The organism is Streptomyces sp. NRRL S-646, assembly GCF_000720765.1.
GTDB lineage: Bacteria > Actinomycetota > Actinomycetes > Streptomycetales > Streptomycetaceae > Streptomyces.
The window spans coordinates 195,036-218,859 of sequence record NZ_JODC01000002.1; the positions used below are offsets into that span (position 1 = coordinate 195,036).

19 protein-coding genes and 1 pseudogene are annotated in these 23,824 nt (G+C 70.1%); 7 read left to right on the plus strand and 13 right to left on the minus strand.

Annotation, left to right across the window (positions count from 1 at the left end):
- Window position 1: 1 nt before the first annotated feature.
- Genes IH68_RS0103520 through IH68_RS0103535 form a run of 4 tightly spaced genes read left to right on the plus strand, consistent with a single transcriptional unit; the run spans window position 2 to window position 3,731 of the window.
- Window positions 2-799: a 2-keto-4-pentenoate hydratase gene (locus tag IH68_RS0103520; protein ID WP_030928114.1), complete on the plus strand. Its 798-nt coding sequence runs from the start codon at window positions 2-4 to the stop codon at window positions 797-799.
- On the plus strand, window positions 796-1,770 hold the full coding sequence (locus tag IH68_RS0103525) for an acetaldehyde dehydrogenase (acetylating) (RefSeq protein WP_030928117.1): 975 nt from the start codon (window positions 796-798) through the stop codon (window positions 1,768-1,770). The genes IH68_RS0103520 and IH68_RS0103525 overlap by 4 nt, the downstream gene beginning before the upstream one ends.
- Window positions 1,767-2,795, plus strand: coding sequence for a 4-hydroxy-2-oxovalerate aldolase (gene dmpG / locus IH68_RS0103530; RefSeq protein WP_030928119.1), 1,029 nt, complete (start codon window positions 1,767-1,769; stop codon window positions 2,793-2,795). Before IH68_RS0103525 ends, dmpG begins: the two co-directional genes overlap by 4 nt.
- Window positions 2,796-2,816: 21 nt before the next feature.
- A complete protein-coding gene (locus IH68_RS0103535; protein WP_030928122.1) occupies window positions 2,817-3,731 on the plus strand; it encodes an alpha/beta hydrolase in 915 nt (304 codons plus the stop codon).
- Window positions 3,732-4,096: 365 nt separating this feature from the next.
- On the opposite strand, the gene IH68_RS0103540 is transcribed toward IH68_RS0103535, so the two are convergent.
- Window positions 4,097-4,951 carry a menaquinone biosynthesis protein gene (locus IH68_RS0103540; protein ID WP_324607660.1) on the minus strand — a complete coding sequence of 285 codons (855 nt, stop codon included), beginning with the start codon at window positions 4,949-4,951 and terminating at the stop codon, window positions 4,097-4,099.
- A gap of 52 nt (window positions 4,952-5,003) precedes the next feature.
- Here IH68_RS0103540 and IH68_RS52670 point away from each other — a divergent pair, with 52 nt between their 5' ends.
- Window positions 5,004-5,261 carry a hypothetical protein gene (locus IH68_RS52670; protein ID WP_234341174.1) on the plus strand — a complete coding sequence of 86 codons (258 nt, stop codon included), beginning with the start codon at window positions 5,004-5,006 and terminating at the stop codon, window positions 5,259-5,261.
- Window positions 5,262-5,613: 352 nt separating this feature from the next.
- On the opposite strand, the gene IH68_RS0103545 is transcribed toward IH68_RS52670, so the two are convergent.
- Genes IH68_RS0103545 through IH68_RS0103555 form a run of 3 tightly spaced genes read right to left on the minus strand, consistent with a single transcriptional unit; the run spans window position 5,614 to window position 8,980 of the window.
- Entirely contained in the window at window positions 5,614-7,143 is a 1,530-nt protein-coding gene (locus IH68_RS0103545) for an acyl-CoA synthetase (RefSeq protein ID WP_030928128.1), read from the minus strand.
- 26 nt (window positions 7,144-7,169) lie between these two features.
- Window positions 7,170-7,742, minus strand: a complete 573-nt coding sequence (locus IH68_RS0103550; RefSeq protein ID WP_030928131.1) for a flavin reductase family protein — start codon at window positions 7,740-7,742, stop codon at window positions 7,170-7,172.
- Window positions 7,739-8,980 carry an acyl-CoA dehydrogenase family protein gene (locus IH68_RS0103555; protein WP_051833138.1) on the minus strand — a complete coding sequence of 414 codons (1,242 nt, stop codon included), beginning with the start codon at window positions 8,978-8,980 and terminating at the stop codon, window positions 7,739-7,741. Before IH68_RS0103555 ends, IH68_RS0103550 begins: the two co-directional genes overlap by 4 nt.
- A 228-nt stretch (window positions 8,981-9,208) precedes the next feature.
- Here IH68_RS0103555 and IH68_RS51645 point away from each other — a divergent pair, with 228 nt between their 5' ends.
- Window positions 9,209-10,114 carry a LysR family transcriptional regulator gene (locus tag IH68_RS51645; RefSeq protein WP_051833140.1) on the plus strand — a complete coding sequence of 302 codons (906 nt, stop codon included), beginning with the start codon at window positions 9,209-9,211 and terminating at the stop codon, window positions 10,112-10,114.
- 6 nt (window positions 10,115-10,120) lie between these two features.
- On the opposite strand, the gene IH68_RS0103565 is transcribed toward IH68_RS51645, so the two are convergent.
- The 9 genes and pseudogenes from IH68_RS0103565 to IH68_RS0103610 form a co-directional block, all read right to left on the minus strand.
- Window positions 10,121-11,158, minus strand: coding sequence for a maleylacetate reductase (locus IH68_RS0103565; protein WP_051833189.1), 1,038 nt, complete (start codon window positions 11,156-11,158; stop codon window positions 10,121-10,123).
- A 38-nt stretch (window positions 11,159-11,196) separates the two neighbouring features.
- Entirely contained in the window at window positions 11,197-12,111 is a 915-nt protein-coding gene (locus IH68_RS0103570; protein WP_030928147.1) for an intradiol ring-cleavage dioxygenase, read from the minus strand.
- Window positions 12,112-12,117: 6 nt separating this feature from the next.
- Complete coding sequence (locus IH68_RS0103575; protein ID WP_030928152.1) at window positions 12,118-13,875, minus strand: FAD-dependent oxidoreductase; 1,758 nt, start codon at window positions 13,873-13,875, stop codon at window positions 12,118-12,120.
- Entirely contained in the window at window positions 13,872-15,260 is a 1,389-nt protein-coding gene (locus tag IH68_RS0103580) for an alpha/beta hydrolase (protein WP_051833142.1), read from the minus strand. The genes IH68_RS0103575 and IH68_RS0103580 overlap by 4 nt, the downstream gene beginning before the upstream one ends.
- A gap of 179 nt (window positions 15,261-15,439) precedes the next feature.
- Window positions 15,440-17,767, minus strand: a pseudogene (locus IH68_RS49560) (transketolase-like TK C-terminal-containing protein).
- Between the two features lie 12 nt (window positions 17,768-17,779).
- Window positions 17,780-19,603, minus strand: a complete 1,824-nt coding sequence (locus tag IH68_RS0103595; RefSeq protein WP_051833144.1) for an FAD-dependent monooxygenase — start codon at window positions 19,601-19,603, stop codon at window positions 17,780-17,782.
- A gap of 3 nt (window positions 19,604-19,606) precedes the next feature.
- Window positions 19,607-20,248, minus strand: a complete 642-nt coding sequence (locus IH68_RS0103600) for a VOC family protein (RefSeq protein ID WP_051833146.1) — start codon at window positions 20,246-20,248, stop codon at window positions 19,607-19,609.
- Between the two features lie 11 nt (window positions 20,249-20,259).
- Window positions 20,260-21,213: a fumarylacetoacetate hydrolase family protein gene (locus IH68_RS0103605; RefSeq protein WP_030928161.1), complete on the minus strand. Its 954-nt coding sequence runs from the start codon at window positions 21,211-21,213 to the stop codon at window positions 20,260-20,262.
- Between the two features lie 181 nt (window positions 21,214-21,394).
- Window positions 21,395-22,690, minus strand: coding sequence for a PucR family transcriptional regulator (locus IH68_RS0103610; protein WP_037884541.1), 1,296 nt, complete (start codon window positions 22,688-22,690; stop codon window positions 21,395-21,397).
- 289 nt (window positions 22,691-22,979) lie between these two features.
- On the opposite strand from IH68_RS0103610, the gene IH68_RS0103615 reads away from it, so the two are divergent.
- Window positions 22,980-23,813, plus strand: a complete 834-nt coding sequence (locus IH68_RS0103615) for an alpha/beta fold hydrolase (protein ID WP_030928165.1) — start codon at window positions 22,980-22,982, stop codon at window positions 23,811-23,813.
- Window positions 23,814-23,824 lie beyond the last annotated feature (11 nt).

The following is a 23,824-nucleotide window of genomic DNA, read 5'->3' on the forward strand; positions in this document are numbered from 1 at the left end:
CATGGCAGTCACACCCGTCGAGCTGGCGGCCGCCCGGCTCGCCGCCGCCTTCGCCGAGGGACGGCCCGTGGCCCCGGTACGCGATCTGCTCGGTACCCAGGACGTCGACGCCGCGTACGCCGTACAGCAGGAACTCACCCGCAGCCGGGTGGACAGCGGTGCGGTCGTCGTCGGCCGCAAGATCGGCCTGACCTCCCCGGCCGTCCAGCGCCAACTCGGCGTCGACCAGCCCGACTTCGGGGTGCTCTTCGCCGACATGGACGTCTCCGCCGAGGCCGAGGTCCCCTCCGGCAGGCTGCTGCAGCCCAAGGCCGAGGCGGAGATCGCCTTCGTCCTCAAGGAGGACCTGGCCGACGGCGACCTGGACCCGGCGCAGGTGCGCGCTGCGGTCGACTACGCCGTGGCCGCGCTGGAGATCGTCGACAGCCGTATCGCCGACTGGGACATCTCCCTCACCGACACGGTCGCCGACAACGCCTCCAGCGGACTGTTCGTGCTGGCGGAACGCCGCCTCACGCTGGACGAGTTCGAGCCCCGCGAGACCGTGATGCGGCTGTACGCCGACGACGTCCTCGTCTCCGAGGGCAACGGCGCCGCCTGCCTCGGCGACCCCCTGAACGCGCTGGCCTGGCTCGCCCGGACGGCCCGTGACCTGGGTGACCCGTTGCGGGCCGGACAGGTCGTCCTCTCCGGCGCGCTGGGCCCGATGGTCCCGGCCCCGCCCGGCACCCGGATCCGCGCCGAGATCAGTTCGCTAGGCGAGGTCACCGCCGCATTCTCCGAGAAGAGGGACGCATGACTTCCCCCAAGACGTCGAAGACCAAGGTCGCCATCATCGGGTCGGGCAACATCGGCACCGACCTGATGATCAAGATCCTCCGCCTGTCGGACACCCTCGAGGTGGCCGCCATGGTGGGCATCGACCCGGAGTCCGACGGCCTCGCCCGCGCCGCCCGACTGAAGGTCCCGACGACCCACGAGGGCGTCGAGGGCCTGATCGCCATGGAGCACTTCGACGACATCGAGATCGTCTTCGACGCGACCTCGGCCAAGGCCCACCTGGCCAACGCCCACCGGCTCGCGCCCTTCGGAAAGCGGCTCATCGACCTCACCCCCGCCGCCATCGGCCCGTTCGTCGTCCCGCCCGTCAACCTCGACGAACACCTGGAGGCCGGCGCGGACAACCTCAACATGGTCACCTGCGGCGGCCAGGCCACCATCCCCATGGTCGCGGCCATCTCCGCGGTGACCGCCGTCCACTATGCGGAGATCGTCGCCTCCATCGCCTCCAAGTCGGCGGGGCCGGGCACGCGCGCCAACATCGACGAGTTCACCGAGACCACCTCCCACGCCATCGAGAACGTCGGCGGAGCGGCCCGCGGCAAGGCGGTCATCGTCCTCAACCCTGCCGAACCCCCGCTGATCATGCGAGACACCGTCTTCTGCCTCATCGGGGACGCGGACCACGACGCCATCCGAGCCTCCGTCAAGGAGATGGCCGAGCGGGTCGCCCAGTACGTGCCGGGCTACCGCCTCAAGCAGGAGGTGCAGTTCACCCCGATCGCGGAAGGCGAGCCCGTGCACACCCTGCTCCCCGAGGGCGCGGGCCCGGTGACCACGCGTGTCTCGGTGTTCCTCGAAGTCGAGGGCGCCGCCCACTACCTGCCCGCCTACGCCGGAAACCTCGACATCATGACCTCGGCCGCTCTGCGCACCGCCGAGTCGATCGCCCGGCACAGCACCACCGTCACCGCGGAGGCCAGCCGATGACTCACCAGCTCTACATCCAGGACGTGACCCTGCGGGACGGCATGCACGCCATCCGGCACCGCATCGATCCTGCCGACGTGGGCCGCATCGCGGCCGCCCTCGACGCAGCCGGCGTCGACGCCATCGAGGTCGCCCACGGCGACGGCCTCGCCGGGGGCTCCCTCAACTACGGCCCGGGCAGCCACACCGACTGGGAGTGGATCGAGGCCGCGGCGGACGCGATCGACAACGCCGTCCTCACCACGCTCCTTCTCCCCGGCATCGGCACCATCGCCGAACTGGAGCGCGCCTGTGCCCTCGGCGTCCGCTCGGTGCGCATCGCCACCCACTGCACCGAGGCCGACATCTCGGCCCAGCACATCGCCAAGGCGCGCGAGCTGGGCATGGACGTCTCGGGCTTCCTGATGATGAGCCACATGGCCGAGGCGCCCCAACTCGCCGCGCAGGCAAAGCTCATGGAGTCCTACGGCGCCCAGTGCGTCTACGTCACCGACTCCGGCGGCCGCCTCACCCTGGACGGCGTACGCGAACGGGTCCGCGCCTACCGCGACGTACTCGACGAGAGCACTCAGATCGGCATCCACGCGCACGAGAACCTCTCCCTGTCGGTCGCCAACAGTGTCGTCGCCGTCGAGGAGGGCGTCACCCGCGTCGACGCCTCCCTGGCCGGACAAGGAGCGGGTGCCGGAAACTGCCCCATCGAGGCGTTCATCGCCGTGGCGAACATCCAGGGCTGGAAGCACGGCTGCGACCTGTTCGACCTCCAGGACGCCGCCGACGACCTGGTCCGCCCCCTGCGCGACCGCCCCGTACAAGTCGACCGCGAGACGCTCACCCTCGGCTACGGCGGCGTCTACTCCTCCTTCCTGCGCCACGCGGAGATCGCCGCCGAGCGCTACGGCGTCGACGCCCGCACCCTCCTGCTGGAAGTCGGCCGGCGCGGCCTGGTCGGAGGCCAGGAGGACATGATCGTGGACATCGCACTCGACTTGATGTCCAACCCGGCTACCAGGTCCGTGAACTGACACACAGTAAGGAGAAAGCCCATGGGTGAACGTCTGCCCATACGGATCCCGATCGACGGAGACGAACTGGACGCCTGGTGGTACGCCCCCGAAGGCGTCGACGGACCCGCCCCCTGCGTCGTCCTGGCGCACGGTTTCGGCGGCATCAAGGAGATGCGGCTCGCAGCCTACGCCGAGCGGTTCGCCGCCGAGGGGCTCGGCGCCCTGGTCTTCGACTACCGGTCCTTCGGCGAATCCAGCGGGCGTCCGCGCAACCTGCTCGAGATCAAGCGGCTGGTCGCCGACTATCACGCCGCTGTCTCCGCGGCGAGGTCCCGTCCTGAGGTCGACTCCAGGCGTGTCGCCGTGTGGGGCAGCTCCATGTCGGGCGGCACCGTGGTGCTGGTCGCCGCGGAGGACCCGAGCATCGCCGCAGTGGTGTCGCAGGCGCCCCTCGCCGACGGCCGGGCCGCGCTGGTGCACATGGTGAAGAGGTCGGCGACCCATGTGCTGGGCCTGGGCCTGGCGGGCGTCCGGGACGCCCTCGGGGCTCGACTCGGCCGTGAGCCGTACACCGTGAAGACCGTGGGCCGCCGCGGTGAGCAGGGCGCCGTGCTGGCCACTGCGGACGCCTACGAGGGAATGCTGCGCCTCCTTCCGGCCGAAGTGCCCTACGACAACGAGGTCAGCGCGCGCGTGATCCTGTCGCTGCCCTTCTTCCGCGCCGTCGCGGCCGCCCCCCGGCTCACCCGCCCCCTGCTGGTCCAGGTGATGGACCACGACGACCTCACGCCGCCGGGCCCCGCTGCCGCTCTCGCGGCCGCGGCTCCGCACGGCGAGCTGCTCGCCTACCGCGGCGGCCATTGGGACCCCTACGTCGGAGAGGGCTTCGACCAGGTGGTTCCCGACCAGATCGCCTTCCTCAAGCGGACTCTCGGGGCTCCAGCCGCTCGGTGACGGTGCGGCGCACCCTCAGCTTGTCATTTATCCAGTTCGACGCGGTTTCGTGCCGACTTTGTGGTGAGCGGGACGACTGGACGCCTCGCCGGTGGCGAGGACTCCGCCCACGTCATGCCGGGTGGCCCGGCGACGCGGGCGGGTGTCGGTCTGTTCGGCTCGGTGGGCTTCTCCCGGGGCCTGCGGAGGTCGGTGGCCAGCGGTCGGGCGAGCCGGAGCTGGGCATAGGCGGCGATCACCAGCCAGGTCCACCGGGCCGGGGACCACCCGCTCCAGCAGTTGACGCCCTGCCTCGGCGTCCCGTGCCGCGGCAGGGCCGAGGTGATGCTCCTGCCCTCGGAATGCTTTCCGAGGCTCAGGCTGAGCTAGGAGGGGAGAGCAGCCGTGACATATCCCGAACGGCGCGCGAATTCGCTGAGCCCCAGCCGTTCCCGCTTCCCGAGGGAGAAGGCGAGGCCCCGGGTGAAGAAGTCCTGCAGCATCGGGGCGGTGAAGGGCTCCCAGAAGGCCACCCGGTCGGCAAGCTCGCGGGACTCACTCCGCGCGAGGCCGCGCGCGGCCAGCAGACTGCGGTGCACCATGCCGACGATGTCCGGCTGCCGCGCCGCTGTCTCTTTCCGTACCGCCCACACGGCCAGTACGAAAGGCAGCCCTGACCAGCGTCTCCACAGCTCACCCAGGTCGTAGGCCCGAACACCGGGAGAGACGGGCCGGTTCATCGTCGCCGCCAGGGCGGCGTCCCCGGTCACAACGGCGGCATCGGCAGAATCCAGCATGACCTCAAGATCAGGCGGCCGCGTCACATACCTCGGAGTGACCCCGTAGTGCTGCTCCAACAGCAGCCGGGACATCTGTGCGGAGGTTGGACTGGTCGTGGCGAGTGCGACCGTGCGGCAATCCAGCGCGCTCAGCGGCACTTTCGTGACGATCGCGCAGGACTGGATCGGCCCGTCACTTCCGACGGCGATGTCGGGCAGCATCACGAGGTCATCGCTGTGCCGCAGATACTCGACCAATGAGATCGAGCTGACGTCCAGTTCGCCGGAGAGCAACCGTCCCGTCAGCCGGTCGGGTGTGTCCTGGACAAGGTCGATGTCCAACAGGGCGGTGCTCCGCGCCAAGCCCCAGTACAGGGGCGTGCATGTCAGGAATGCACTGCGCCCGACCCGCGGTCGCCTCGTCGGTTGACGGATCTGGCTGGAGGACGTCATGCAGATCATCTTAAGTCCCGCTCTGAACGCCCCGCGGCCGTCTTCCTGCCTCCCCGGGGGCATGTTGGAGACCGCCGAGAGCCTCCGGCGCGCCTGGAAAGTCCGCACCGGCCACGGACCGGAGAACATGGCCACCCTGCGCAACTTCGCGATCAACCGGCTCCGCGCGGAGGGCCACGCGAACATCGCGGCCGGCCTCCGCGAGATGTCCTACGAACCCTTCCGCGCCCGCTGGACCTCACCTGATCAGCAACAATCCAAGATCACGAGACTTGGCAGCAGCCCTGGGTGGCTACCACCGCTGCGAGCGTGGCAATGAAGCCGGTGCCGGCGAGCCCGCGGAGTCGGTGGGCGGGGCTGGTCCGGCCCGACTTTCGTACAGGTGACTTGACGGGCATGTGACGGTCCTGGCCCTGAGGGCGACGATGCGCACCCTCGCCGTGCGACGGCTGGGGTTCCGCAGGGCGCGGACGCCGGGGGTAGCAGACCCCTGCTCATCTCAACCGTGCTGGATTCGTGCTGGGAAGGACGAGAACGCCCGTGCTGGGGCTTGCACTGTCCAGAGTTCCGCGGCGGCAGGAAGCGCGCCGGCGAACGGCCTCCGCACCCCTTTCGCCACCGTGAGGTCGAAGTGCATCAGCCGCCACCCGGCGTTTTCGGGTCCCATGGCCTCATGCCTCCTCGACGCCTCGGGCCGGCATTGAGCCGTACTGGCTGCGCAGGCGGGCCTTGAGGATCTTGCCGGTGGCGTTGCGGGGCAGGGTGTCGACGAGGACGACCGACTTGGGGAGCTTGTACTTGGCGAGTCGGCCGGACAGGGAGTCCATGATGTCGTCGGGCGACACCTCGGCGCCCGCGCGGGGCACGACCAGCGCTCTGCCGACCTCGCCCCATCGTTCGTCGGGTACGCCGATCACCGCGCATTCGGCGACCGCGGGATGCTGGTGAAGGAGTTGCTCGACCTCGGCCGGATAGACGTTCTCCCCACCGGAGATGTACATGTCCTTGATCCGGTCGACGATCGTGACGTACCCCTCCTCGTCGACGGTGGCCGCATCTCCGGAGCGGAACCAACTTCCGTCCACGAAGGCGTCCTTGGTCGCTTCGGGCCACTGCCAGTAGCCCTTCATCACGTTGGGGCCCTCGATGATCACCTCGCCGACCTCGCCCGGTGCGACATCGGTGAGGTCGGGCCGCACCACGCGTACGTCGGTGAAGAAGCAGGCCGTGCCGGCCGAGCCGGCCTTGCGGATACTGTCCCGTGCGCGCAGGCCCAGTGCGGCGGGGGCGGTCTCGGTCAGGCCGTACGCCTGGAGGAAGGTCAGGCCCCGGTCCTGGTATGTGTGGATGAGGTCCTTGGGTACGGGTGCCGCCGCGCACTGCAGGATCCGGATCGACGACAGGTCGGCCGTCGCCCACCGCGACGACCGGGCCATGGCCTGGTACATCGCGGGCACGCCGAACATCCTCGTCACCCGGTGCTCGGCGATGACGTCCAGCACCCGTTCCGGGTCGAAGCCGCGCATCAGCACCGACGTCCCTCCCTTGAGGAAGCCCGGCAGGAAGACGGTGTTGAGGGCGGCGGTGTGGAACATCGGTGCCACCACCAGAGCGACGTCGTCGGAGGCGATGTCCCCGTCCAGCAGCATGTTGAAGCAGTTCCAGGCGATGTTGGCGTGAGTCAGCATGACGCCCTTGGGACGGCCGCTGGTGCCGGAGGTGTACTGGATCATGCACACCTCGTCGAGGCCGACCGTCTCGTCCAGGGGGTCGTCGGGTGCGTTCGCCAGCAGCTCCTCGTACGCGCTGCCCACCTCGACGTAGTGCTTCACCTCCGCGTCGTCCCTCAACGCGTCCACGACATCGGTGAGTTCGGCGCCGTACAGCAGTACCGCCGCCCCCGCGTCCCCCAGGATGAAGGCCAACTCAGGTGCCGCGAGGCGGGTGTTGAGCGGTACGAAGACGGCGCCCAGCGCGTTCGCGGCGAACAGGGTCTCCGCCAGGGCCGGATGGTTCGCGCCCAGGTAGGCCACCCGGTCGCCATGGCCGACCCCCAGGGCACGCAGGGCGTGAGCGAGCCGCGTCACGCGCGCGGCCAGCTCACCGTAGGACAGGGATCCACCGTCGTGCACGACGGCGGTGGCCTCCGGTGCCATGCGGGCGCGCCGCGCGGGCCACGAGCCGAGCCCTTGATCGCGCATGGTGCGTCTCTCTTCTCTCAGAGCTCTCAGAGCCAGTCGGGCCATGTGTAGTCGGCCGAGTCGTCGTGGTCCCGGCGGGGCGGCAACGGGGCGAGCCGCCCCCGGGAGAAGACCAGCGGCGGGACGCCGGTCTTCTCCACCCCGAGTTCCCGTACGCGGCCGAGGACGAAGTAGTGGTCGCCGAGGGTCCACACGTCGGCGATGTCGCAGTCGATCCAGGCGGCGACGCCCGCCAGGACGGGGCTGCCCGAGGGCGCGCCGCGCCACGGGTGGCGGTCGAAGACGTCGGGGGCCTTGGCGCTGACATCCCGGCAGAGGCCCTCCTGGCCGGCGGCCAGCACGTTCACGCAGAAGGCGCCGCCGGACATGATCCTTGGCCAGGTGGTGGAGGAGCGGCCGGGGAAGAACGCGACGAGCGGGGGGTCGAGGGACACCGAGGTGAACGAGCCGATGACCATGCCGACCGGGGTGCCGTCGGGTTCCTTCGCGGTGACCACCGTGACACCCGTCGGGTAGTGGCCGAGCACGTGCCGGAACCGGCCGGGGTCGTCCGCCGGGCCGCCGCCGGGCGTCGTCGAGGCGGACGTCGACCGGTTCACGCCGGGTTCTCCACGCCGAGCAGCAAGCGGGCGTATCCCGTGGCCCACCAACTGTGCTGGGCGTTCATGTGCGTCTTGTACGTGGCGACGTCGCGCAGGTACCGCTGCATGCGCTGGCCGTTCGCCAGCGCGCTGGAGCCACTGGCCGAGGCCAGCATCTCGACGGCCTGGCAGGCGAGTTGGCCGGACTGCCGGGCCGTGAGGGAGAGGGCCTGGTCGTCCAGGTAGGAGAAGGGCTCGCCCCCTGCCAGGCCCCGGGCCGCGTAGGCGGTGTAGTCGTCGGCGACCGACAGGATGATCCGCTGCGCGCTGTCGGCCAGGGCCGTGGCCAGGCCGAGGTTGCGCTGGTGTTCCGGATCGTGGCTGCGCGGCTTGAAGGGCGGCAGCGGGCTCTTCTTGGTCGTGATGATCCGCTGGTACTCGTCGACCGCGGCCCAGGCGGTGCCCGCCACGATCGAACACAGCTGGATGTTGAAGAACGTCATCAGCCGGCCCGCGTACATCGGGTTGCCGTGCAGTTCCACCCCCGGCCCGTCGGTGGCGTCGTTCGCCGCGACGTAGGTCCTGGACACGTACTCGTACGGTACGAGGACGTCCTCGGCCACGACGCTGTTGGAGCCGCTGCCGCGGAAGCCCAGGATCTCGCCCCAGTTGTCGAGCATCCGCCAGCCGGAGGGCACGAGCACCAGGCCCGGCGTGGGCATGCCGCCCTCCTCGTCGATGATGAGCACGCCACCCAGGAAGTGCGTGGAGACGTTGACTCCGGAGGAGTAGTCCCAGCGGCCGTTGACCCGGTACCCGTCGGGGGTCCTCGTCGCGGTGGCGCTCGGGGCCATCGGCAGCGGAGCCCGGAAGTCACCGTCCGGCCCGAACACCTCGCGCTGGGTGCTCTCGGGGAAGCGGCCGGCCACCACCAGGCTGTGAGAGGCGGCCAGACACAGGTTCCAGCCGCTGGACGGGCAGCCGCGGGCCACCTCGGTGACCATCCGGGAGTAGGTCCGCAAGTCGAACTCGTAGCCGCCGAAGCGGCGTGGCTGGAGAGACCGGTAGAAACCCGCCTCCAGGAACGCCTTGTGCGTGTCCTCGGAGATGCCGGTTCGCTGTTCGGTCTCGTCCTGATGATCACGTAGCCAGGTCCTCATGCCGGCGGCCCGGCGCACCAGTTCCTCCGGTGTCAGGTCCGGCTCCGGCTGCGGAATCTCGATGATTTTCTCGGCTGCCTCGGTTGTCTCGGACAATTCGCACCCCATCCGCTGTTGTTCTGGGTCGGCCTGAAGGGAGTGTCGGCAGCGCGGCGAAGGACGGTCCAATGCCGGTATCTGTGGGCTTGATGAGTGCCGTGCATCACACCAGGTCGGAGGGGGTGGCGGGAATGCCGCACATTTCTGCCTGGTGACGTGCGGGGAAGCGCGCTGTAACCTGGCGCGGACCACAACGCCGTGGACCTCGCCTTTCTGGAGGGCTGAGTGGAACTCCGGAGTCTGCGCCATTTCTCGGCGCTCGCCGAGACCTTGAATTACCGGGTCGCCGCCGAGCGTCTGCACCTCACCCAGCCTGCGCTGACGCGATCGATAGCCGCCCTGGAGCGTGAGCTGGGCGTCCAGCTGTTCGACCGCGACAAACGGCATGTGGCGCTCACCGCCGACGGCGCGGAACTGCTCGAACGGGCGGGCGAGGTGCTGGCCGACGCCGACCGGCTCGCCGCCGCCGCGGGCGCCATCAGGGCCAGGCGACGGGACGAGGTGCGGGTCGCGCTCTACGGGGTGGCTCTCGCGGAGCTGACGCATCCGGTCATCGAGGCGTTCCGCGAGCGGTATCCCAGAGCCACGATCCGGGTGCACGAAGCGGACTTCCACCAGGGGCAAGCCCCGCTGCTGGCCGGCGAGTGCGACGTGGCGCTGTTGTGTCTGAACGTCGACATGCCGGGCCTGACACGCGTACCGATCTTCACCGAGCCCGTTTCCCTCGCGCTGTGGAAGGGGCACCCGCTGGCCTCGGCCGCCGCGGTGGACATGACCGAGGTCTACGACCAGCCCTGGGTCACCCCCCACCCGGGCGACGACTTGTGGGTGGGGGGACGCCACGGGGACCACGACGCCCCGACGGTCGGCTCCCACGCCCGCTCGGCCCTGGACATGGCCTCGAAGATCGCCTACCAGCACATGGTGGGACTGATGCCCTTGTCGGGCGCCCGGATGTTCCCGCCACACCCGGGAGTGGAGGCCGTCGCTCCGAAAGAGCCCCTCGGCGCGGTGGCCGCGGTCGCCTTTCCGGAGGCGGGTCACTCGCCCGCCGCCCCGGCGTTCGCCGAGGTCGCACGCCGGGTGGCCCGACGCGTGACCGGCGTTCCGTACGCCGAACTCGCCCGGTAGAAGCGGTCAGCCGCCGTACGGCGGCTCGCCCGCCCAGGCCGCGTGCAGGACGGCGCGCAGATCGTCGGCGGAGGCCGGGCGGGGATTCGCGTACGGCGCCCCGAGAGCGACGTCGACCGCACGGTCCACGTCGGCGGCGGTCAGGCCGAGGTCGGCGAGCGATCGCGGGATGCCCAGCCGCTCGCCCAGCTCGTGCAACTCCCGTACCGGATCCGGGACGTCGAGCGCCCGGCGCAGCGCCGCCAGTGCCTCGGGAACCGCCGGCGCGTTGAAGGCCAGCACATGGGGCAGGACGACGGCGTGTGTCTCGGCGTGCGGCAGGTCGAAGGTGCCGCCGAGCACATGGCAGAGCTTGTGGTGCAGCCCCATGGTGGTCGCGCCGAGACAGGCACCGCACAGCCACGCCCCGTACAGCGCGCGGCTGCGTGCGTCATGCCCCGAGGGGTCGGCGACGATCTCGGGAAGGGCCCCGGCCAGCGCCCGCACACCCTCCTCCGCCATGAGGGAGACGATCGGAGTGGAGTCCGGGGCATACAGAGCCTCGACGGCGTGCGCGATCGCGTTCATGCCGCTCGTCGCGGACCCCACGGGCGGCATGGTGAGCGTGAGCAGCGGGTCGTACACGACGCTGCGCGGCAACACCTTCGGGTCGCGCCCGGTGCGTTTGACCGCGCCCTCGGTCAGGCCCCAGACGGGTGTCATCTCCGATCCGGCGTACGTCGTCGGGACGGCGACGATCGGCAGGCCGGTCCTGAGCGCGACGGCCTTGGCCAGGCCGGTCACGGAACCGCCGCCGACCGCCACGCAGCCGTCGGCCCGGGCTTCGCGAGCCGCCTCGACGGCCAGGTCGGCGACCTCCACCGGGACGTGCGTCACCGCCCCTGCGTGCAGCCCGGCGCAGGCGTCGCCGAGAGACGCGGCGACGGCACGGGCCGTGTCGAGGCCATGGTCGTCGCACAGCACGAGGACGCGGCGCAGGCCGAGAAGCGCGACCTCGTCGGGCACCGCGTCCGGGACGGCACCCGAGCGGAAGAGGACGCGCATCGGCTGGGCCTGATAGGTGAAGTCCAGGGCGCGCTCCCTCACGCGATCACCGGTTGCAGCACGATGTCGAAGCGCGCCCGGCGGAAGGGGTTGGCCAGGCCCAACTCCGCTGCCTCCGCGGGGGAGTCCACCTCGACGAACTCCTCGACCAGGCTCTCCTTCACGGCGAAGACCGCGTCCGACTCCAGATAGTCGCTGCCCGCCACGAAGATGTGCGTCGTCACCGGGCTGTACCCCTCGGCGCCCACGATGAAGTGGACATGGGCCGGACGGTAGGGGTGACGTCCGGTCGCCTCCAGCAGCGAGCCGACCGGCCCGTCCGTCGGAATGGGATACGGGCTCGGAACGCACGAGCGGAACCAGAACCGCCCCTCCGCGTCCGCGGTGAACAGCCCGCGCCCATTGCCCGGCGGCTGCTTCTCCGGCTGCTGGACGTCGTAGAAGCCCTGGTCGTCGGCCTGCCACACGTCCAGCGTCGCACCGGGCAGCGGGGTGCCGTCGACGGAGACGACCCGTCCGCTGATCACACACGGCTCGCCGCCGCCGACCAGATCGATGTTCGCCCCGAGTTCACGGACCGGGGACTCGGTCATGTGGAAGGGGCCGAGCACCGTCGAGTCGGTCGCGGCGGCCGCCTTGTGGTCGTTGATCGTCTCGACGAGCATCGACACACCCAGGACGTCCGACAGCAGGATGAACTCCTGCCGGGTGTCGTCGCACATGTGCCCGGTCGCGGTGAGGAAGTCGATCGCCCGCTCCCACTCGGCCTGGGTCGGCTCGATGTCCCGTACGAAATCGTGCAGGTGACGCGTCAGGGAGGCCAGCACCTCGCGCAGTCGGGGGTCGGAGGTGTGGGCGAAGCTTTCCAGCACCGCCGTCGTCGTCTCGGTCTCCGCGGGCTTCGCGGGCTTCGCGGGCTTCGCGGGCTTCGCGGGCTTCGCGGTGAGGTCCATGGCCGCTCACCCCCGCCCGAGGATCTGCCGCAGCGCGTCCCGCAGTGCGGCTGTGAAGTCACCGGTGGCGTCCTGGCGGCGGAAGGCCACGTGGTTGTCCGGCCGCACCAGCAGCGCGCCCGAGTCGCCGATCTCCCGCAGCCGGGCCCAGTCCCCGTACGGGTCCTCGTACTCCTGGCCGGGGCCGATGACCGCCGTGGCGATCTCCAGGCCGAACTCCTTGCCGAGGATGCGGGCGGCCTCCGTCCAGGGCTCGCCACCGATGCCGGTGATCAGGGTGAACCGGCCGTTGCCGCCCAGGTCCAGGGTGGACGGATTGCGGGTGCCCGCGGAGAGCCAGGCGTGCGGGAGCTTGGCGCCGGGGCGGGTGCTCGGCTGGAAGTGCAGTTCGGGGTCGCGTGCGAAGCCGGGGTCCTCGGTGCCGTCCGGGACGATCGCGGAGGAGGTGTAGCGCTGGTTGAGGTCCACGCCGTGGGCGTTGAACTCGTATGCCTTGAAGGCGATCGCCTCCCGCAGCCGCGCCCGCTGCTCCTCGGCCTCCGCAGTGGCGTCCTTGCGGGCGGCGATGTTCCGCCACAGCTGCTCGGGAGTCTGCGGCGCCAGGCCGCCGAGCGCCTCGAAGACGGGTGCCGTCTCACCGATGGACTGGTTGGCCCGGGTGACGACCTGCTTGCCGACCGGTGCCCGCTCGTCACTGTAGGTGTCCAGCAGGGACGGGGACGCGGTGCCGTCCAGGACGAGCTTCAGCTTCCACGCCAGGTTGTAGGAGTCCTGGATGGAGGTGTTGGAGCCCAGCCCGTTGGACGGTGGGTGCCGGTGGCAGGCGTCGCCCGCGCAGAACACCCGGCCGTTGGAGTACGTCTCGGCGTACATCTCGTTGACCGTCCACGCGGAGGACGACTTGATGGTCACCGGGATCTCGTCGTCGCCGATCAGCTTGCGGACGACGGACAGGGCGTACTCCTCGGTGAGGTCCGGCGGCCCGGCGTCGACGTCGTAGCCCCACACGATCAGCCACTCGTTCCACGTCCGTACGCAGCGCACCAGGCCGGCGCCGATGCCGCCCACGGTCGCGCCGGGCGCCAGCACCCAGTAGAGGGTGGCCGGTCGGTGCGCCACGTATTTGCTGAGGTCCGCGTCGAAGACGATGTTGATGCTGCCGGCCACGCCCATCTGGCCGCCCATCGGCAGTCCGGCGTCCTCGGCCACCTTGCTGCGGCCGCCGTCCGCGCCGATCAGGTACTTGGCGCGGATGGTGTACGTGTCGCCGCGCAGCCGGTCGCGGACCGTGGCGGTCACGCCGTCGGCGTCCTGCTCGTGCGACAAATACTCGGTGCCGAACCGCAGTTGGCTTCCGCGCGCTATGGCCGCGTTCACGAGCACCGGTTCCATCAGGTGCTGCGGCATGTCGCACATGCGGGTGGGGCTCGCCAGCTCGTGCGCGGCCTGCACGAGCGGTTCGTTGCCCCAGGACCTCAGCCGGCCGAGCTCCTCGCCCGCGATGGCGGTGCAGAAGACGGTGTTGCCCATCAGGTGCTGCGGGGTGGCCTGGGCGATCACATCCTCTTCGACACCCAGGTCACGCAGCACTTCCATGGTGCGCTGGTTGGTGATGTGCGCCCGGGGCGTGTCCGCGAGGCGTGAGTAGCGGGTGACCATGACGTTCGGCACGCCATAGGTGCTCAGCGCCAGTGCGGCGCTCGCTCCCGCGGGCCCGCTTCCAACGATGAGCACATCGGTCTCGACGGTCGGCACGGTTGTCATCGGGACGTTTCCTCCACATCGGCCAGTCGCTTGTTCAGCCAGGTCATCAGTGCCTCGGCCACGTCGTCGGAGTTCTTCTCGCCCATGGGCAGGTGACCGTTGCCCGTGAGCCCCAGGTCCGCCAGGCGCAGCAACTCGGCGTCCGCACCGGCCTGGGCGAGGTAGTCGGCGACACCGTGCTGGAACGGCGCGAACGGCGAGGTGTCGGCCGCGACCACGGCGATCGGGAAGCCCCGGAGCCCTGGCAGGGACCGCACGGGGCCGGCCTGTTCGTCCTGGACGAGGCAGTCCTGCAGCCCGTCGCCCCCGGCCTCGCGCAGCCGGAGGCGCAGTTCCTCCGGGGTCCGCGCCGGCGGCTCGTAAGTGATCGGGGCCGCGGTGAGCCCCCACTCCAGCTTTCCGAGGCCGGGCAGTTCAATGAACGGCGGCCCGATCGGCTCGATGGAGACGACGGCCTTCACCAGCCCGGGCCGGGCATCGGCGACCAGCCAGCCGAACGGCGCCCCCATGGAGTGGGTGATCAGCACGGCCGGTCCGATACGGTCCAGCAACTCGGCCCCGCAGCGCCGCATCTGCTCCTCGTTCTCGGCGAAGGTGGGCAGCGTCGGGCCCTGGCTCGCCATCAACTGGTCCAGCGCGGAGTCGTCGCCGACCTCGCCGCTGCCGGGCCACTGGCTGCCGGGTCGTTCCGCCCCGTCGCAGAACAGCCAGCGGATGAACTCGTACGTCGGCGCCGCGCCCTCGATGGGCCCGAGGACATCGGGGTGGTACGGGGAGCGCCCGTGACCTGGACGGTCGACCACGTACACGGCGTAACCGGCCTGGAGGAACCGGGTGGCCCAGCCGGGGCGCCCGTCCGGCGTCGACAGGTAGTCCGTGCCCTGGCCGCCGCCCCCGTGGACCATCACCACGGGCAGCGGATGCCGGAGATCGGCCGGGATCTGGTACTGGACGTACATCGCGGCCTCGGCGGCGGTCCCGGCCTCGGTCGGCTTGCGCCCGACACCGACCCAGAACGCGCCTTGCTCGCTGATCGTCAACGGCGAGGCGGCACGGGCCGGCTCGGCGGTTCCGGGTGGTGGGGAGCTGGTCATCGGCGAACCTCCGTCACGGCGTCTGCGCCCATGCCCAGCACTATTGGTGACCGGCTCCGGGGCGGTCCAATGCCGGTTGGGGACGCCGTGATGCATGGCGCTCATCAGCGTCCCCGAGGGCGGGTACTTCACCGGGAAGGTGGGCGTGGCAGCGAGGGTGACCAGGGCGTCGGTGTAGAGCGCGGCCTCCAGCTGCTCGACGACCGGCAGTTTGTGCTGCGGGTCGCGGTCGGAGAGGCCGGTCAGGTGGAAGCTGCCGGTGCCGACCCAATCGCTCGCGACGTCGTCCACTCGGCGAGACAACACGACCGAGCCGCGAGAGGCAGACCTGGAGCAGGACTACCCGCCCTCGCACCTCCGGCAAGTGGAAGCGGTACGCGCCATCGCCGCCAAGTACCAGTTCGATCTCACCGGCGGCCGGCTCCGCGCCCGCACCCCTGACGATCGGGCTTGAGTTGAACGGGGCGGGGCTAATCGACCAGGTCCAGTGCGGCCCCGACGATGCTTTCGGTGTCAAGGTGGTGGTATCGGTAGACCTCGTCCAAGGAGCCGGACTGCCCGAAGCGGGTGACGCGAAGTGCTGTGGTCGGGACCTGGTTGATCGTGGCGAGGAAGGCCAGCGAGTGCGGGTGACCGTCCAGGATCGTGACCAGGGGTGTCGCCCTGTCGGCGGGAAACACCTCGTCAAGGATCCAGTGGTCGGCCGGGTCCTGGCCCTGGCGGGCACGCACGGCGCGGTAGAGGAGGTCGGGGCTGGTGATGCAGATGACGTCAGCCCGGATGCCGCTCTGGTCAAGGCGGTCGGCGGCCGCGAGAGCCTCCGGCACGAGGGCGCCCATGACGGCGAGGGTCACCGCCGGGTCGTCTGCGCGCCGCAGAGCGTAGGCCCCGGCTACGACCTGCCGTCGGCGGATTTCCCGGGCGGCAGGATCGACCGGGACGGCGGCGAGGCCCTGATCGATCGGGCGGGTGGACAGTCGCAGATAGGCCGATGTGCCATCCGGCTTCCCAAGGCGTCCGAGACTGGCCAGCAGGGTCCATTCGGTGTCGATGACGAAGGCCGGTTCGTAGGTCACGCAGCCGGGCTGTTCGATGCCGATCGAGGGAGTCTTGATCGATTGGTGGGCGCCGCCTTCCGGGGCGAGGGTCACCCCGGACGGGGTGCCGACCAGAATGGACTGTCCCCCGGCGTAGATGCCGTACGACCACGGCTCCAGGGCGCGTTCGACGAACGGGTCGTAGAGCACGCCGATCGGCAGCAGGGGCTGGCCCCACCGGCTCCAGGCCGCGCCGAGCTCACCGATGAGGCCGACCAGGTTGACCTCGGCGATGCCCAGCTCGATGTGCTGTCCGCTGGGCTTTTCCCGCCAGTGCAGGATCGTTTCGCGGTCGTCGGCGAACCAGTTGGTCCGCTCGGTGGCCGACCAGACACCGACCTTGTTGACCCACCCACCGAGATTCGTCGATGAGCTGACGTCGGGGCTCACCGTGACTATGCGCCGCGCGACATCGGGTGCCTGGCGGCTGAGGTCGAGCAGTGTCCGACCGAGCGCGGCCTGGGTGGTGGCCTTTGTGGACGTGGGTGTGCGGCCGAGGTCGAGCGGCAGAGTCTGCGGCGGGACCAGGGAGACTTCCTCCCGTCGCAGGCGCTGTGCGGTCTCGCGGCAGAGCTCCGCCGCAAGGCTGCCCGCGGGTGGCGGCCTCCACGGATCGTCCACATCAGCCCCGACCCGGTCCGCCAGCTGACTGATCTGGTTCCCGGTGAGCAGCGCGGAGTGGTTCTGAGGGTGGCCCTGCATGGGCAGGCCGTAGCCTTTGACGGTGTAGGCGAGGATCACGGTGGGCCGTGTGTTGTCGATCGCACCGAATGCCGCGTCGAGCCCGTCAAGATCATGGCCGCCGAGGTTGGCCAGCGCCCTGACCAAGCTCTCGTCGTCCAGTCTGGTGATCAGCTTGGTGATACCGGCCGCATCGGGGCCGGTGCCGGGCAGCCGACGGCGTACCTCGTCGGCGTCGCAGCGCAGCAGGCGCTGGAATTCCGGGTTGCTCATATCGTCGATACGCCGGCGAAGGGCATCTCCGCCCGGCTGCCGGAAGAGTTCTTCGAGGACTTTTCCCTATTTCAGCTCTATCACCTGCCAGCCGGCAGCGCTGAAGAGCCCACGGAGTCGGTCTGCGGCCAGGTGCGGGACGACCCTGTCCAGCGACTGGCGGTTGAGATCGACAATCCACACGATCTCGCCCAGGTCGGAGACGGCAGGGTCCAGCACGGCCTCCCACACTGCTCCCTCGTCGAGTTCGGCGTCGCCGACCAGCGAGTACTGGCGGCCGGTGCCGGCTCCGCCGAAGGAACACTCCACATAGCGGCGGGTCACCGCGCCCCATATCGGCGCGGTCGCGCCGATGCCCACGGAGCCGGTGGAGTAGTCCACCGGGTCAGGGTCCTTCGCGCGGCTCGGGTAGCTCTGCAGCCCGCCGAACTCGCGCAGCCGAGAGAGGTAGGACCTGTCGAGGCCGCCGAGCAGGTAGTTGATCGCGTGCAGGACGGGCGAGGCGTGCGGCTTGACCGAAACCCGGTCGCCGGCGCGCAGATGCCTGAACCACAGGACGGTCATCAGCGACACCATCGAGGCCGACGACGCCTGGTGTCCGCCCACCTTCAGCCCCGACGTGTTGGGGCGAACCCGATTGGCATGGTCGATGATTGCGGTCGACAACCACAGAACCCGGTTCTCGACCTCGCGGAGTACGGCGAGGTCCTCGCAGGTTGTGGTCTGGCCGAGTGGGGGGCTCGTCATTGTTGCCGTCCTCTACTTCGAATCTGCATGGTGAGGAGCCAGAAGGCTGCCTGTTCGAGTCGGCTTCCAGTACGGCTGCCAGTGGTCGCGCAGGAACCGGTTCAACTCCGGCGTCGCCTGCCCGGCCGTGCCGGTGGTGCGCCAGGCGACGTGGCCGTCCGGCCGCACCAGAACCGCGCCGTGCCGGCCGACCTCGAACAGCTCGACGAGCGTCCCCTCCTCGGCCGGGGACGCCGCGACCAGGCCGACGACGCGCACCGGGAGCGGGCTCTCGGCCGGTCGCTCCCGCAGTGCGCGCTCCCATACCCCGGGATCCGGTGTGACGAGGGCAAGTCCATCGTGCGGGAGCAGGTCGTGGACCGGGCGCGGGGTGTCCTCGTGCTGGACGAAGGCGTGTGGGAGGCGGGCGCCGGGACGGGTGGTGGGGCGGTAGGTGACCACGTCGCCACCACCTGGCGGAGGGGTTTCGGCGTGGATGAGCGGACCGTCGTAGGTGTAGCCGAACTCGAGTCCGGTGGAGACGAAGTGTTCGAGCTGGTCCGGGATGGCGGCGGCGATGTGTGCCCGGACTCGCCGGCCGCGGGGGGTGCTCGCGAGCAGCACTCCGGTGCGCTTGAGCTGGAGCGGGGTGAGGCGGTCACAGGCCCAGCCCAGCGCGCGAGGGGGCACCCGGGACAACAAAGGGTGGGCGAGGACCTCGGTGGTCTGCCGCACCGCGCGGTTGGTGATCCCCACGGGCGCGGTCACCTCGTCGAGGAGGAAGTGGTTGGCGACACTCTGCTCGGCGAAGCGTTCGACGACGGGTCTGCGCTCCGACTCGTAGGTGTCGAGCAGGGCGTCGTCGGCGCCTCCGCGGAGTACCGCGGCCATCTTCCAGGCGAGGTTGTGGGCGTCCTGCACACCGCTGTTGAGGCCGAAACCGCCAGTGTGCGGGAAACGGTGCGCCGCGTCGCCGGCGAGGAGCAGGCGCCCCTGCCGGAAGGCGCGGGCCGTCTGGGAGGTCATCTTCCACGTGCCCGTGGACCGGATGGTGACCTCGGTGCTGCCCAGCACCCGCGGGAGTGTCCGTTCCCAGTAGCGCCGGCTGTCCCTGGCGATTTCCTGTTCTGGGTGGAGGTAGGCGGTCATCAGGATGTAGTCGTCGTTCGCGTGGGCGATCATGACGCCGCAGAAGTCGGGCTGGTAGATCCAGCTGAGCAGCGGGCGGACCGTGCCGGGCGGGTGCAGTGCGGGGGCGTGGAAGAAGACGCTGCCCATGTTCGCCAGGACCGGGCCCCGCAGCGGAATGCCGGCGCTGTCCCGGACCACGCTGTTGGCGCCGTCGGCGGCGACCAGGTAGGCGGCATCGAGTGCCTGCGTGGCGCGCTCGGTGTGCACGGCGATCCGGTCGGCGCCCGCCTCGATCGCGCTGACCGCGGTGCCGCGGCGGAAGTCGACGAGCGGCTCGCGCTCCAGCGCCGCCCAAAGCACAGGCATGAGCTGGTGCTGTCCGATGTGGGCGATCAGGAAAGGGCTGTGCGCCTGCAGGTCGGTAAGACGGTCGGGGTCCGACAGCAGGTCGATCTCGCCGAGCGACTCGGTGAGTCGTGAGCACCAGCGGATGATGTTGATCGTGTCTGTGGGCGGCGCCAGCGCGGCGATCTCCGTGGCCAGCCGGGGTGACGTGTGGTGCCAGATCTCGAGTGAGCGGGCGTTGACGATGAACGCCGCGGGGTGCATCAGGGGCTGCTCGCGGCGTTCGAGCACCGTGCTGGGAATACCGTGTCGGGCCAGCAGTAGTGCGAGGGTGCTTCCCGTCGGGCCTGCGCCCGCGATCACGACCGGTGCGCTGCGCATGGCCTAGAGAGTCTTCCAGGTGATCGCCCGCCTGTTGGCCCGTGGCGTGGTGCCGGGCGGGGTGCCCGCGCCGGGCTGCAGCAGCTCGGCCGGGTCGTCGCCGCGGCGCAGCCGCTCGAGCAGGTAGTCCGGGTCGAACTCGGTGCCGATCGGGTTGGCGGCGAACTCCTCGCCGGCGAAGAAGGCGGCAGTGGCCTCAGCGGTGGGGAAGTTGTCCACCTGGAACTCCAGGCGGATACCGTCGGGGTCCTCGTAGTACAGCGAGGTGGTCGGCCCGTGGTTGATGGACCAGACCGGACGGATGCCCGCTCGCTTGAGTCGCTCGTAGGTGGTGATCAGGCGTTCGAGCGAGGTGAACTGGACGGCGAGGTGGTCGATCCCGTAAAGCTTGCGCCGCAGCCGTGCCAGCGGGAAGAGGTATCGCAGGACAGACGGCACCGTGACCAGCGCCAGCCGGTGATGTTCGTGGTCCCAGCTGAGGAAGGTGACCTGCCGGCCCTCGTGAACCACGCGGGCGCCGAAGACCACGCGATACCACGTGATCATCTCGTCGCGGCGGGCGGTCTTGACGACCCAGTGCGCGACGAAGGCCGGCGCGGTGTCGTACGCGGGCCTGTGGGTGCCGGCTTCTTTGGCGGCTTCCATGATCGGTCCTTTCAGGATGTGGTGATGGTGGTGTGCTGGCGGCCGAGGTCGACGGAGCCGTCGGGGCTGCGAATGCTCGCGGTCACGAGGTCACCGGGCTGGAGGTAGGGCTTGCGGAGGTTGGATCGGATGAACATCCGCCAGAGCCTGTCCTCGGGTAGCAGTGCCGTGGCCAGGCGGCGGACCAGCGCCGGCGGGGTGGTCGCGCTACAGCCATGGGGGGTGCCGGTGAGCAGCAGGTCTCCCGGACTGAGGTCGCAGAACGTGGTCAGCTCGGTGAGAGTCTCAGCGGGCCGGTAGAGCAGGTTGCGGGTGCTGTCGTGCTGGCGGAGCTCGCCGTTGACTTCCAGGCGCAGTTCCAGGTCGTCCAGGAGCGGGAACTCGCCCGGCTCGGGGACCGCGAGATAGGGCCCGACCGGGCAGAAGCCGCGGTAGCTCTTGCCCTTGAGGTACTGGCCCTGCGGGAGCTGGACGTCGCGGGCGGAGAGGTCGTTGGCGATGGTGATGCCGAAGACGTACTCGTGGAGATTCTCGGCGGTGACGGTCTCCGGCTGGGTGACCTGCTTGCGCAGCACCAGGGCGAGCTCGATCTCGTGGTCGAGCAGCCGCACGTGGGGCGGCCGGGTGACGGGCGTGTCGGGACCGGTGACCGCGGCGTCGGTCTTGTCGAAGAACAGGTTGAAGGGCCGCGCGTCGGGATCCATCCCGGACTCGATCGCGTGCTGCCGGTAGTTGGCGCCCTGGCACAGGACGCGGCAGGGCGTGGTCACCGGGGACAGCAGCTCCACCGACTCGGTTGGCACTCGGGCAGGCCGCTCAACAGCCGACCGCCAGTCGTCGGCGCCGTCACGGATGAGGTCCGAGGTCGAGGCGTAGCTGCCCGCCAGTGGCGACAGCCCACCGTCGCCGACGGTCGCCCACCGGATCTCGTCGTCGAGGCGGTAGCGGGCGAGGTGGATCACCATGCGCGTTCCTTCGCGGCGCGGCGGGAGACCAGCGAGGCTGGCGCCGGTGTGAGCGATCGCGTCCAGTAGCCGAAGTACATGCCGACAGTGCAGCGGACACAGCCTTGGCGGCGCTCGGTCCGTGGTGCAAACCGGCCCGCCGCCGATTGGACCGAAGTCCAATCTCGGGCCGTCAGCGTCGTCAGCGCGGCGTGGCCTGTTCGCTCAACACGAGGTCGCCGAACTCCTCCGCGAGCGCCAGCGCAACCTGAAGTTGCATCCGCCGGACCTTGATCTCCCGGCCCCGCAGCTGCTCGGCCCGCTGGATGCGGTACGCAACCGTGTTACGCGCGACGTGCAACAGTTGAGCCGTCGTGTTCAGGCTTCGTTCCGTGTCCAGGTAGCACTTGAGGGTGGTGCGCAGGGTGGTGACAGGCTCCCCGGATCCCGCGAGTCCACCCAGCTCACGGCGCACGAACCGGCGCGCCTCGTCGAGATGCGTGCTGAGCATGGCGATCACGTCGAGCTCGGCGTAGTCGAACAGCCATCGGTCGGTGCGGGACAGCATCCCGACCCGGACAGCATCGAGGGCCTGACCGTGACTGAACGCGAACCCCTCGACGCCGGACTCGGGCAGCCCGGCCGCTACCCGAATCCCGGACCGGGGCATGCCCGTCGACGTCGGCGGCGCCACCGAAGCACCGTGGACACTGGACCCCCACGCCCACACCCGTTGCCGGCCGACAGGCAGGATCAAGGTGCCCGTCGCTCCGCCCGCCCTCAGCAGCTGCTCGGCGCACCCTGCCAACCGGCCGGGATCGGCCTGTTCGAGGTCGTCAGCCCACACCACCAAGGCGGTGTGCCGGCGGGTGAGGTCGTAGCCCAGGACGAGGTGCGCATGATCGGCAACGACCGGCTTTCCGTCGAGGACCTCCTGCACCAGTTCCATGCGCACCGCGGCCGAACTGGTCACCCAGGCGGCGTGCGCCCGGGAGAACTCGCGAGTCATCTCGGCGGACAGCTGGTTGACGATCGCGAACAGCACCTCCGAGACATGCGCCACCGCCGCGAAGCGGTCGTAGGCAGGCAGGTGTCGTTCGGCCTCGGCCAGGAGCTCCCTGACGGCGTACGCATGAGCGAGCTGGACGCTTTGCAACAGGTACTCGATACCGACTCCCCGGCCCACAGCCTCCACAGCGCCCGTGAGCGCTTCCGCCGGAGGCTCCGGCCTGACCTCGGTATTCTCGGCCAGCGCAGCCACGATGCTCAACGCGACGGCCTCACATCCCTTCCACAGCTCCTGCACGAGGCCGTCCACGCCAAGCTGCGGGATCTGCGTGGTCACGTGATCAGTCATGCCCTGGGCAAGTTCGACGGCCCAGCCCACCGGACCCGCGCCGACCCGGTCGACGAGGCGGTTGACCTGGGCCGAGGGCAGCACCGACCGGGACAACACATTCCGGCCGCGCGGCGCGAGCTCACGAATCCATCCGCCCATGTTGCCCACTGGCCCGCGCCACCTCCGTCCGGGACCGACGCGCAGCGACCAGTCCGTGCCGCCGAGCGCACCCTCAGTCATCAAGTACAACCATCCATTGCAGGTGCGGCCTTAGAAGTGGGCAAGCCCGAGGGCTTGTTACATCTCGCGATCCGGTCCGGCGGGACCGGCGGACGACCGGCAGCGCGGCGTACCCACTGATCCACATCCTCGCTCAAGATCACCGTCGCCGTAAGTCGCGGGGACTTCCTCTTGACACGACCGTCATATCGGTAACAGTGTATCCATTATGAGTACCTGGTCTGAGCCCCAGCCCGATTCCCGGTTTGTCGAGGTGGACGGTCTGCGGATCCACTACAAGCGTGCTGGGCACGGCCCGTCACTCGTGCTGCTGCACGGCAGTGCCTCATCCCTGCAGCACTTCGACCGCGTGGCGGATCTGCTGTGGGATTCGTTCGATGTCATCCGTCCCGACCTGCCGGCGTTCGGGCTGACGGGCCCGCGCGAGGACCGCGACTACCGCATCCCGGCGTACGCCGCGACGGTGGCGGGCTTCCTGGAGGCGCTGGGCGTGCCGCGCTACGCGGTGGCCGGCAATTCCCTGGGCGGCAACATCGCCTGGAACCTCGCGCTGGATCATCCGGAGCGGCTGACCGGCCTGGTACTGGTCAATGCCACCGGCTACCCGGAGAAGACGGTGCCCGCGGGGATGCGCCTGACCCGCAACCCGCTGGTGCGGCCCCTGCTGAGGCGGGTGATGCCGCGCGGGGCACTCGAACGCAACCTGCGCGACGCCGTCGGGCCATATGCGCAGATCGTGGACGACGCCATGGTGGACCGCGCCCATCAGCTCATGAGCCGCCCCGGTAACCGCTCGGCCTTCGTCGACTTCTGCAACACCGGCCAGCCGGACCGCAGCGCGCAGATCCCTCGCATCACGGTGCCCACGCTGGTGCTGCGCAGCGCGAGCATCGACGGCCAGCACTTCGCCCGCGACATCCCCGGCGCCCAGGAGCTCGTTCACCCCCACGGCGGACATCTGCTGCCGGAGGAGGAGCCGCAGTGGGTCGCGGACGCGATCGCGAAGTTCCTCGGCTCCTGCGCCGACACTCCCGCGAACTGAGGGCAAGGAGG